Raw genomic sequence first — 231 nt, forward strand, 5'->3', positions numbered from 1 at the left:
CTTTCCGCTCGACTTGCATGTGTTAAGCACGCCGCCAGCGTTCGTCCTGAGCCAGGATCAAACTCTCCAACAAAAAACTGTGTTGAACAGCAAACCCTGACAACAAACAATATGTTGCCAAAGGAATCCCAACCAGCCGAAACCAAAGCTCCGACCAGTCCGGGGTATAAATCATAATTGGCACTGGCTTTACAAAGCACCCTGTTGAGTTCTCAAAGAACAACCACACAC

Annotated in this window: 1 rRNA gene; it reads right to left on the reverse strand. The window is 48.1% G+C overall.

The features are described from left to right. Positions 1 to 73: ribosomal RNA gene (locus tag ACPXB1_RS30725) — 16S ribosomal RNA — on the reverse strand; the annotation flags it as partial. Between the last annotated feature and the right edge of the window lie 158 nt (positions 74 to 231).

It is taken from the genome of Micromonospora sp. DT68, assembly GCF_049847245.1.
GTDB lineage: Bacteria > Actinomycetota > Actinomycetes > Mycobacteriales > Micromonosporaceae > Micromonospora > Micromonospora profundi.